The organism is Ruegeria sp. AD6 (genome assembly GCF_056542325.1).
In genome coordinates this window covers 1-746 of sequence record NZ_JBQFZQ010000035.1, presented here as the reverse complement: position 1 = coordinate 746, position 746 = coordinate 1, and the positions used below count along the sequence as shown (strand labels likewise).

At 62.7% G+C, this 746-nt stretch carries 1 protein-coding gene; it reads right to left on the bottom strand.

From position 1 onward, the window contains the following. Nucleotides 1-746, bottom strand: a 746-nt coding sequence (glyA, locus tag ACR0KJ_RS19440) for a serine hydroxymethyltransferase (RefSeq protein WP_480627459.1), incomplete at both ends; no start/stop codon positions are given.

The window sequence follows — 746 nt, the reverse complement described above, 5'->3', positions numbered from 1 at the left end:
GCGATCTGGCGGAATTCGACCTCGCCGAAGCCGCGCGTGGTGCCCGCAGGGCTGCCCAGACGGATGCCCGACGTGATGGTCGGCTTTTCGGGGTCAAACGGCACGCCGTTTTTGTTGCAGGTGATATGCGCCCGGCCCAGAGCCTTTTCGGTGGCGTTGCCTTTCACGCCCTTGGGGCGCAGGTCGACCAGCACCACATGGGTGTCGGTGCCGTGGGTCACCGTGTCCAGACCGCCCTTGATCAGCTGGTCCGACAGCGCCTGCGCGTTGGTCACGACCTGCTGGATGTAGGATTTGAACTCAGGCCGCAGCGCCTCGCCAAAGGCCACGGCCTTGGCCGCGATCACATGCATCAGCGGGCCGCCCTGAATGCCGGGGAAGATCGCCGAGTTCACTTTCTTAGCGATATCTTCATCATTGGTCAGGATCATACCCCCACGCGGACCACGCAGGGTTTTGTGAGTCGTTGTGGTCGCCACATGCGCATGCGGGAAAGGAGAGGGGTGTTCGCCCGCCGCCACCAGACCGGCGAAATGCGCCATGTCCACGTGCAGATACGCGCCGACCATGTCGGCGATCTGACGCATGCGGGCAAAGTCGATCTGACGCGGGATGGCCGAGCCTCCGGCGATGATCAGCTTGGGCTGGTGTTCCTTCGCCAGCGCCTCGACCTGATCATAGTCCAGCATGTTGTCTTCTTTGCGGACGCCATATTGCACCGCGTTGAACCACTTGCCCGACTGGTT